This is a genomic window from Veillonella atypica KON (assembly GCF_002959915.1).
Lineage (GTDB): Bacteria > Bacillota > Negativicutes > Veillonellales > Veillonellaceae > Veillonella > Veillonella atypica.
This window is the reverse complement of sequence record NZ_PPDE01000002.1, coordinates 43,321-53,311: the sequence shown is the minus strand read 5'-3', so window position 1 is coordinate 53,311 and position 9,991 is coordinate 43,321. Positions and strand designations below refer to the sequence as shown.

Genomic DNA, 9,991 nt, shown 5'->3' with positions numbered 1-9,991 from the left:
AGGTATGGGTGACAGTGCATAACCACTGCCGGGTTCCCCCATTCGGAAATCTACGGGTCAAAGGTTGCTTGCACCTCTCCGTAGCTTATCGCAGCTTACCGCGTCCTTCTTCGGCTGATATCGCCAAGGCATCCGCCGTACGCCCTTAAAATCTTTACTTATTTTGCGCCATAATTTGCGACTATCTTCGTTGTACTGCATTCAGCTCATCTTGCGTATACAAATACGCGGCGATTTCGCTTCATTGGTACGCCTCGATATTCATCAAATTCTGACGAAAATCAATTTGATTTTTAGACATGCATTAGATACATTGTCGTTTTTTGTAGCCGTACATTTTCATGTACGTCACCAATAAGTCAGAGAATTATTTCCTATGTGCTCGGGTCAACCTACTTAGAAATTCTAAGAGATGACCTTACAAATATATAATAATTATCTTCTATGCAGTTTTCAAAGAACAAATCTGCTGATGTATAAATCAGCTTATGTAGTTTAGCACTTAACATCATAGATGTCAAATACTAAATGGTGGAGACGAGGAGATTCGAACTCCTGACCCCCTGCTTGCAAGGCAGGTGCTCTCCCAACTGAGCTACGCCCCCATGAGTGGTTACGCTTTAGTCTCGATAATCCATTCCGAAGAATCCGTTATCTTTTTAAAGTTATACCTATGTTTAGCTCTTTTGTCTGTACTCTACACAATGTGTATTTCAAGTAATATGAGCCAACTGGTGGGCCTAGGTGGACTCGAACCACCGACCTCACGCTTATCAGGCGTGCGCTCTAACCAGCTGAGCTATAGGCCCATATCTGTAGAATTGAGAGTCTTTACAGATCTCTCAAAACCGAACAATGTTAGGTGCCAAAGTGTCGACCTAAGTGACATCCAAGCTCTTGGCTCGGTGTATGTCTCCCTAGAAAGGAGGTGATCCAGCCGCACCTTCCGATACGGCTACCTTGTTACGACTTCACCCCAATCATCGACTTTACCTTAGACGGCTGGCTCCCGAAGGTTACCCCACCGGCTTTGGGCACTTCCGACTTTCGTGGTGTGACGGGCGGTGTGTACAAGGCCCGGGAACGTATTCACCGCAGTATGCTGACCTGCGATTACTAGCGATTCCGACTTCACGTAGGCGAGTTGCAGCCTACGATCCGAACTGAGAGAGTGTTTCTCGGGTTTGCTCCACCTCGCGGTTTCGCTTCCGTCTATTAACTCCCATTGTAGTACGTGTGTAGCCCAGGTCATAAGGGGCATGATGATTTGACGTCATCCCCGCCTTCCTCCGCATTGTCTGCGGCAGTCTCTCATGAGTTCCCACCCGAAGTGCTGGCAACATAAGATAGGGGTTGCGCTCGTTGCGGGACTTAACCCAACATCTCACGACACGAGCTGACGACAACCGTGCACCACCTGTTTTCTGGCTTCCGAAGAAGAGGAACCATCTCTGGTTCTGTCCATCAATGTCAAGACCTGGTAAGGTTCTTCGCGTTGCGTCGAATTAAACCACATACTCCACCGCTTGTGCGGGCCCCCGTCAATTCCTTTGAGTTTCAACCTTGCGGTCGTACTCCCCAGGCGGGGTACTTATTGCGTTAACTCCGGCACAGAAGGGGTCGATACCTCCTACACCTAGTACCCATCGTTTACGGCCAGGACTACCGGGGTATCTAATCCCGTTCGCTCCCCTGGCTTTCGCGCCTCAGCGTCAGTTTTCGTCCAGAAAGTCGCCTTCGCCACTGGTGTTCTTCCTAATATCTACGCATTTCACCGCTACACTAGGAATTCCACTTTCCTCTCCGATACTCTAGATCAGCAGTTTCCATCCCATCACGGGGTTAAGCCCCGAACTTTTAAGACAGACTAACTGATCCGCCTGCGCGCGCTTTACGCCCAATAATTCCGGACAACGCTTGCCACCTACGTATTACCGCGGCTGCTGGCACGTAGTTAGCCGTGGCTTTCTATTCCGGTACCGTCAAATCCTCGCACTATTCGCACAAGAACCATTCGTCCCGATTAACAGAGCTTTACAACCCGAAGGCCGTCATCACTCACGCGGCGTTGCTCCGTCAGACTTTCGTCCATTGCGGAAGATTCCCCACTGCTGCCTCCCGTAGGAGTCTGGGCCGTGTCTCAGTCCCAATGTGGCCGTTCATCCTCTCAGACCGGCTACTGATCATCGCCTTGGTGGGCCGTTACCCCTCCAACTAGCTAATCAGACGCAATCCCCTCCTTCAGTGATAGCTTATAAATAGAGGCCACCTTTCATCCAGTCTCGATGCCGAGATTGGATCGTATGCGGTATTAGCAGTCGTTTCCAACTGTTGTCCCCCTCTGAAGGGCAGGTTGATTACGCGTTACTCACCCGTTCGCCACTAAGATTGATAGAAGCAAGCTTCCATCGCTCTTCGTTCGACTTGCATGTGTTAAGCACGCCGCCAGCGTTCGTCCTGAGCCAGGATCAAACTCTCCAAGATATCTTGAAGCTATTTGAATAGCTCATTATTTGTTGTCGTTACATGTATGTAACTTTGAATTATGGTTGGTTTTGACTATGTCAAAACCCGCACTCTGGCATATGTTCAATCATATGATTGATTACCTATCATTGTTCAGTTTTCAAAGATCTGTACCAGTTAGACCAGATATCATCTAGCTCCGAAGCACTTTCGCTTGAAGTGTTTTACCAACTGGCGACTAGATTATAATAACATGTTGACTATTCAGTGTCAAGCACTTTTTATAATCTTTTTTAGAATTTTGTAATTACCTCTATGTGAGGGATTTACATAAAATTCCAAAACAACTAACAAAGAATCTAGATTGTATCTAGTGTTTCCTCATTAAGAAACAGTCGCCTCAACGACTGTATGGTTATTATAGTACAAACCACATACCTACGCAACCCCTAATTCTCATTTTTACAAAACTTCACTTTTGACTCATTTTTCAATAAAATATATTGATTTTACGCAATCTATTTTGTACAATATACTTAACTTACGATGATATACATGTTATGTTTCAATGAATGTGCTCTCTGTACCTTCTATTTATACTATACTTACAAAGACATACATGTCATATTTCAGGGGTATCCCCCCGTTCTTTTAATACTATATAAGGAGAGATATATGAAATTCTCAAAACGCTTATTCACCAAAACAGTTGCTTTGGCCGCTATTTGTGCTTCTGTGGCTACAGCAAGCTTTGCAGCACCACAAGGATCATTTGATACATCTGAAATCCATGTCACTGGTCAGGCTTCCCGCTCTGTGGCGCCTACCTATGCAATACTCACACTAGGCATTACAAGTGAAAACACAAATATCAACGCCGCTAAGTCAAATAATGATCGCATCATGAGCGACCTTATTAGCAGACTTTCAAATTTAAATGTTGCAAAAAAAGACATTTACACGTCCAATATTTCAATCAATCCTACTAATGATTACCAAGAAGGCAAACGCGTTAATACAGGATACAGAGTATCTAACCTTGTAACAGTTAAAATCAATAACTTGGATAGTGTAGGTAAGGTCGTAGACGCAGCTGTCAATGCTGGTGCAAATGACATAAACAGCCTTTCATTCCAAAACGACACATCTCAACAGCTATCCGATTCTTTGACTACAGAAGCCATCCAAAACGGTCAACACAAGGCTGAGGTAATTGCTGCCGCTCTAGGCCGCACCTTAGGTCCTGTAAAAACTGTAAACATTAGCAATACAGAAACAAGTACATTCGACCAAGGCTATTATCGCAGTGCCAAAGTGCTTGCTGCAAATCTTAGCACTTCTACACCTGTTGAAAAAGGATCGTTAATCGTATCTCAAGATGCAGATATTGTATACTATCTACAATAACAACTATTGTTTATAGATTGTTAGTTACATGCTATGTCCATTACGTTTTAGCAACATAATCGACTATGGTCTATAATCAATTACTTTCAAACAACAAACATAACAAAAGACCGTATAACATACGATACTAACTATGTTATACGGTCTTTATTTTTGTATTATTTTGTAGTGGATTCTGGCACAACACCTTCGTGAACCGCCACAATGCCACCAGTTAATTCAGTATAGGTAGCATTTTCATAGCCTAGAGATTTCCAGATTTCTAAGATTTCGCTTTGATGAGGATAGCGACGCAAGGATTCAGGCAACCAGGCATAGGAAGAATTATCCTTACTTAATTTGCCTATAATAGGTAATATATAGGAGAAGTAGAAATTATATAATTGCTTAAACCCAAATGCACTTGGCTTAGCCAATTCCAAGACTACCACCTTGCCGCCTGGTTTTACAACGCGTTGCATTTCGGATAGGACTTGTTTAATATCAGGTACATTACGCATTGCAAAGCCACTCATAGCCGCATCAAACGTATTGTCCGCATAAGGCAAGGCCATCGCATCACCTTGAACTAAATTCACTTGGTCTAACAAATCCGCTTGAGCTATACGCTCACGACCTTGCTCTAACATTTCTGCATTAAAGTCTAATGCTTCTACTGTCAAAGTCGGCTCTTGGCGCAATGCTTCTTTCGTAAATACACAAGTACCACAAGCTACGTCCAGCACATGTTGATAAGGTCCAATATTCATTTCTTTAACGGCGAACTTACGCCAGAAATAGTCTTGCCCAAAGCTGAGCAATGTATTCATCAAATCATAATGTTTGGCAATATTAGAAAATACACCTTGCACAAATTGTTCTTTGTCTTCATACGTGTTAAATTCTTTAGTATTCATGGTACCCACTTTCATAATCAAGAATATCACATGTTGACAGTATACCATAACCAACGATGACATTCTAGAACTTAGAAGAATTCTAATATATATACTATATATACAAAGAATTACAAAATGTTCACATAGAAAAAACGCATCATATAATTAGTATTTATCTATTGAATTATAACAATGTTCGTTATATAATGACATATGTCTTTTCTATGAGGATTTATTATTTCTCTTCGATAAACGACAGAATTCATTGTTTTATGTAGTCTAATTAAGTATTGGAGTCTATTATGAATCGATTTATGAAATCCATTAATAGAGTCAGCCTCATCCAACAAATCATCATCGGTATGATTATCGGTATTTTGACGGCTCTCTATGTCCCTGATATTGCAAACGAATTATCGCTATTAGGGGTATTATTTGTTGGTGCCCTCAAAGGTATTGCACCAATCCTTGTATTCTTCTTAGTCATCACGGCGATTAGTAAACATCGCTCCGGACAAAAAACAGGTATGGGCTCCGTAATTACGCTCTATCTATTAGGTACATTCCTTTCTGCTGCACTTGCCGTACTCGTGAGCTGGTTCTTCCCAACCACATTACATCTAGCAGCTAGTGCCGCTGATGCAGCGCCTCCACAAGGCATTGCGGAAGTCATGAAAACTTTACTCAAGAATATCGTTGATAACCCTGTAAAAGCATTAATGTCCGCTAACTACATCGGCATTTTAGGCTGGGCTCTTATCATCGGTGGTGCTCTACGTCATGCACCTATGAATACAAAAGAAGTAATGGAATCCATCTCTCAAGCAATTACGACTGTAGTAGGTTGGATCATTCGCTTCGCACCTCTTGGTATCATGGGTCTTGTGGCTGATTCCATCGCAACAAATGGTATCGAAGCACTTATCAGCTACTTCCAACTTCTCGTATTACTCTTAGGCTCCATGATTTTTGTTGCCTTGGTAATCAATCCACTTTTATCCTTCATCTACTTACGCCGAAACCCATATCCATTGGTGTTCAAATGTTTGCGCGAATCTGCTATCTATGCGTTCTTTACACGTAGCTCCGCAGCCAACATTCCTGTTAACCTTGACTTGGCTAAACGTTTGAAACTTAACCCTGATATGTATTCCGTATCCATTCCATTGGGTGCGACTATCAACATGGGTGGTGCTGCAATCACAATTACTGTTATGACATTAGCTGCTGCTCATACATTGGGCATCATCGTGGATGTACCTACAGCTATCCTTCTATCCGTTATCGCTACTATCGGCGCTTGCGGCGCTTCTGGCGTAGCAGGCGGCTCCTTGCTTCTCATTCCGTTGGCATGTTCCCTATTCGGTATCTCCAACGATGTGGCTATGCAAGTAGTAGGCGTTGGTTTCATCATCGGGGTATTACAAGACTCCACAGAAACAGCACTCAATTCTAGTACAGATATTCTCTTCACTGCTACTGCAGATTATGCAAAACGTGGCTATCACGAAAACTGGGATTAAACCATCATATAGAACAAGACGATCCATGAGGTCGTCTTTTCTTTTTGTGAAAGTTTACCCTTGCGCCAACTTTCACTAATAACAAAAACAATATATTTTCTATATTGATTATTTTCAATATAATAGGGTATAATATATTTAATAATAATAACTATTACTAGATATATATAGAAAGGAATCAACATGAAACAATACGATATTATTGTAGTGGGTACAGGTGGTGCAACCATCGTTGCTGACGCTGCTATAAAAAACGGCCAAAAGGTGGCCATCATAGAAAAAGGTAAATTCGGTGGCACATGCCTAACTCGTGGTTGTATTCCTACGAAGGTTATGGTTACAGCTGCGAATGCTGTACAAGAGGTAAAAGAGTTCGGCAAAATCGGCGTCAATGTTGGCGATGCAACAATGGATTGGGACACTGTAGCTAAACGTACATGGCATATGATTGACAAGTCTGCAGGCATCTATGATTACTATAACGCGTATGACAACGTAGATGTATATCGCGGTGCTGCAAGCTTTGTGTCCGATAAGGTGATGAACATCCACCTTAACGATGGATCTGGCATCGTAGAAATCACAGCTCCAACTATTATTCTAGGTACTGGTGGTTACAGTAATATTCCAAATGTACCTGGTCTAAAAGAGGCAGGCTTCCTTTCTAGTGAAAGTTTATTTGGCGATAAGTTCCCGAAACAACCGTACAAATCGCTTGCAGTACTCGGTGCAGGCCCTATCGGCGTAGAATTTGGTCACGTATTTGATGCAGCTGGTACTGAAGTTACCATCATTCAACATAATGTGCGCCTTGTACCTAAAGAAGACGAAGAGATGTCCGAACATCTTCTTCAAAACTACCGAGCTCGTGGTATTAATGTAATCTTAAACCAAGACACTGTTGAAATCCGTCAAGAAGATGGCTTAAAAGTCGTCGTTACAAAAGATCGTACAACAGGTGAAATCACAGAAACTAAGGTGGAAGAAATTCTTGTAGCCGCTGGCATCCGCCCTGCTACCGAAGAGTTACACCTTGAAAATACAGGTATTGAAACATGGCCAAAGGGCTGGATTAAAACAAACGAGTTTCTTGAAACATCTGTGGACGGCATCTATGCGTTAGGCGATGTGAACGGCGAACCTGCATTCCGTCATCGCGCAAACTACGAAGCGGATATCATTGCACATAATCTTTACTTTGCCAAAAATGAAGCAGATTTCCGTTGGGCCCGCTACGACGTGTTGCCAAAAGTTACCTTCTCCTATCCTGAAATCGGTAGCGTAGGTCTTACCGAAGCAGAAGCAATTAAGGCTGGTTACAATGTAGGCGTAGGCAAAAACTTCTATTCCTCTACTGCCAAAGGCTATGCTATGGGCATTGATCCTGGTGATGTAAACGACGGCTTTGTAAAAATCGTGGTCGACAAAGATACAAACCATATCCTTGGTATTCACGTAATCGGACCACAAGCCTCTATCCTATTCCAACCATACGTTAACCTTATGAACAGTGGTGTAACCCCATTGACAGCCATCAATGAAGAAATCGCATCAGAGCGCACAAAACGATTGCGTAAAAAAGGTATTATGCGCAACATGGATCCTAAATCCGTAATCACCGTAGGTGAAACAATGAGCCCACATCCATCTCTTGTCGAGGTTATTATGTGGACACAAGCGTACTACGAAAACCGTTGGTAATCGATTGTACCTAACAAATGAAATAGGGAGTCAACATCATTAGATATTGACTCCCTATTTTTTATATTATTTTTTATCCATAACGATATCATGGCCCCATACGAGGTTCGTACGGCGTTTGTCAAAACCTTGATCTGGTTCTGGAGGTAATTTTGTTGCTTTACTTTGTTCAATGTAAGCACCTGTATTACCATCAACAGTCACTACTGTTTTCTTACCATTTTGATGCATCGTTACATAGTAATTAACTTTACCATTGTGAGCTTCAACCTTCCAGCCCTTCATAACAGCATCTGCACCTAATTGCGCTTTAGCAGCTGCTTCTGCTTGAGATGGTTCGATAACTTTATCTTTGTTGAAGATTTCGCCAATAACGCGTTTAGGTTTGCCACCTTCGCTCATATCGGATTGATTACCAGTGATGATATCAATCTTCATTTTGTATTCGTGATATTTACTATATCCAGTTACTTTGTAAGCATAGGCCAAATCATTGGAATTCAATTCTACAGAGTGCAATGCTGCATTAGGGAAACGATTTTGGAAAATCGTACCAATTTCGCTCATTGTCATAACCACAGATTGACCAGGTGCACGTTTAATTGTAATATCTGTGCTTGTTTCTGGTTTAGTCTTACGCGCTTGTGCTTCATACGGTGTGGCTACGGAAAAAACACCAACGGCCAACACGCCAGTCATAACCAAAGATAGTAATTTTTTATTCATTATAATCCTCCCAATAGTAATCGGATTCTACAAACTTGTATTTTTATTTATATTACAGCTAATAAATGCTATAAGCCTTCATTAGAAGCTAAACGTTCTTCAACGTCAGTCATCAGTAATTTATAGCAAGTGGCTACTAATGGCACGCCTATAATCATGCCTGTAACACCCATTAAACTACCGCCTATGATAACAGCGGCAAAGACCCATAACCCAGGTAACCCTACAGAATTACCTACGATTTTTGGGTAGATCACATTGCTTTCAATTTGATGTAAAACTTCTAGAATAATGACGTAAATCAACGCATCCATAGGGCTAATGGTAAGCAATATAACTGCCCCCATCAAGCCGCCTACATATATACCCACTAATGGAATTAAACCAGTGAGACCAATAACACAGGCAATGGTCGTAGCATAGGAAATATTACAAATCCATAATGTAACGCCCACCATGATACCTAAAATCAAGGCATCGATAAACTGTCCTACAAAGAAACTACTAAATGTTTGAACAGCAACCTTGGCCACATAGGTTACACGATTCACCCACGTATCAGATGCATAGGCTTTCAAAATACGCTTACCTTGTGACATGAGGCGTTCCTTATCGAGTAGCATGTAAATGGCAAAGATAAGACCTAATGCAATATTTACGGTCCACGAAAGAATCGTGCCCATCGTATTCACCACATAGGTGCCACCCTTGGTCCCCCATTCACGCGTATAGTTAACTATACTTTCACCATTCAAGGTATTTAATACCGTAGGGTTCGAGGCCAATGGAACGGTATTACTTAAATGATAAATCCATTGTTGAAAGTCTAGATATAGCTGCGGTGCTGCGGACACGATAAGTGTAATGGAATGCACTAACTGTGGTACAGCCATACGGGCAATAAAGTACACAATGAGACTAATCGTCACAAAGGATAGGATAATACTCAAGGGACGACGAATCTTATACCGCCACCCCGATTTGATACGCGGCCATAACCAACGTTCATAGCGGACGACGAGAATATCGAGGACAAAGGCCATGCAGGCACCTACGATAAGCGGTACAAAGGCCGTTATCAATGCATCGATACCCGATGCTATATCGCTAATGCGCAAGGCCACCAATATCATGAGACCTGCAAGGATAATCGCACCGATAAGCTCCTTATAATATTTAAATTTTTCCATACTAATAACTCACTTTTACTAAACACATGGTAAGTATTGTACACAATGTAAATGAAAGCTATATGACAACGATCAGATTACATATGTACAGTAGTATTTC

General features: G+C 42.0%; 6 protein-coding genes, 2 tRNA genes and 2 rRNA genes. 3 read left to right on the top strand and 7 right to left on the bottom strand.

The genetic code is table 11. From position 1 onward, the window contains the following. The 4 genes from VAHSUH02_RS00975 to VAHSUH02_RS00960 all read right to left on the bottom strand — a co-directional run. Positions 1–159: ribosomal RNA gene (locus VAHSUH02_RS00975) — 23S ribosomal RNA — on the bottom strand; the annotation flags it as partial. A gap of 370 nt (positions 160–529) precedes the next feature. Further along, positions 530–605, bottom strand: a tRNA-Ala gene (locus VAHSUH02_RS00970). Between the two features lie 127 nt (positions 606–732). Further along, positions 733–809, bottom strand: a tRNA-Ile gene (locus VAHSUH02_RS00965). A 112-nt stretch (positions 810–921) separates the two neighbouring features. Continuing rightward, positions 922–2,484: ribosomal RNA gene (locus tag VAHSUH02_RS00960) — 16S ribosomal RNA — on the bottom strand. Positions 2,485–3,141: 657 nt separating this feature from the next. On the opposite strand from VAHSUH02_RS00960, the gene VAHSUH02_RS00955 reads away from it, so the two are divergent. Next, positions 3,142–3,873, top strand: a complete 732-nt coding sequence (locus VAHSUH02_RS00955) for an SIMPL domain-containing protein (protein WP_005383646.1) — start codon at positions 3,142–3,144, stop codon at positions 3,871–3,873. Positions 3,874–4,031: 158 nt separating this feature from the next. Here the strand turns inward: VAHSUH02_RS00955 and VAHSUH02_RS00950 are convergent, their stop codons facing one another. Beyond that, entirely contained in the window at positions 4,032–4,769 is a 738-nt protein-coding gene (locus VAHSUH02_RS00950; RefSeq protein ID WP_038148862.1) for a ubiquinone/menaquinone biosynthesis methyltransferase, read from the bottom strand. A 284-nt stretch (positions 4,770–5,053) separates the two neighbouring features. On the opposite strand from VAHSUH02_RS00950, the gene sstT reads away from it, so the two are divergent. After that, entirely contained in the window at positions 5,054–6,274 is a 1,221-nt protein-coding gene (gene sstT, locus VAHSUH02_RS00945; protein WP_005383648.1) for a serine/threonine transporter SstT, read from the top strand. A gap of 183 nt (positions 6,275–6,457) precedes the next feature. Then, on the top strand, positions 6,458–7,975 hold the full coding sequence (locus VAHSUH02_RS00935) for a dihydrolipoyl dehydrogenase family protein (protein WP_005383649.1): 1,518 nt from the start codon (positions 6,458–6,460) through the stop codon (positions 7,973–7,975). Positions 7,976–8,041: 66 nt separating this feature from the next. Here VAHSUH02_RS00935 and VAHSUH02_RS00930 read toward each other — a convergent pair whose 3' ends face one another. Continuing rightward, positions 8,042–8,701: a PepSY domain-containing protein gene (locus VAHSUH02_RS00930; protein WP_005377261.1), complete on the bottom strand. Its 660-nt coding sequence runs from the start codon at positions 8,699–8,701 to the stop codon at positions 8,042–8,044. 68 nt (positions 8,702–8,769) lie between these two features. Beyond that, positions 8,770–9,891 carry an AI-2E family transporter gene (locus VAHSUH02_RS00925; protein ID WP_005383650.1) on the bottom strand — a complete coding sequence of 374 codons (1,122 nt, stop codon included), beginning with the start codon at positions 9,889–9,891 and terminating at the stop codon, positions 8,770–8,772. Positions 9,892–9,991 lie beyond the last annotated feature (100 nt).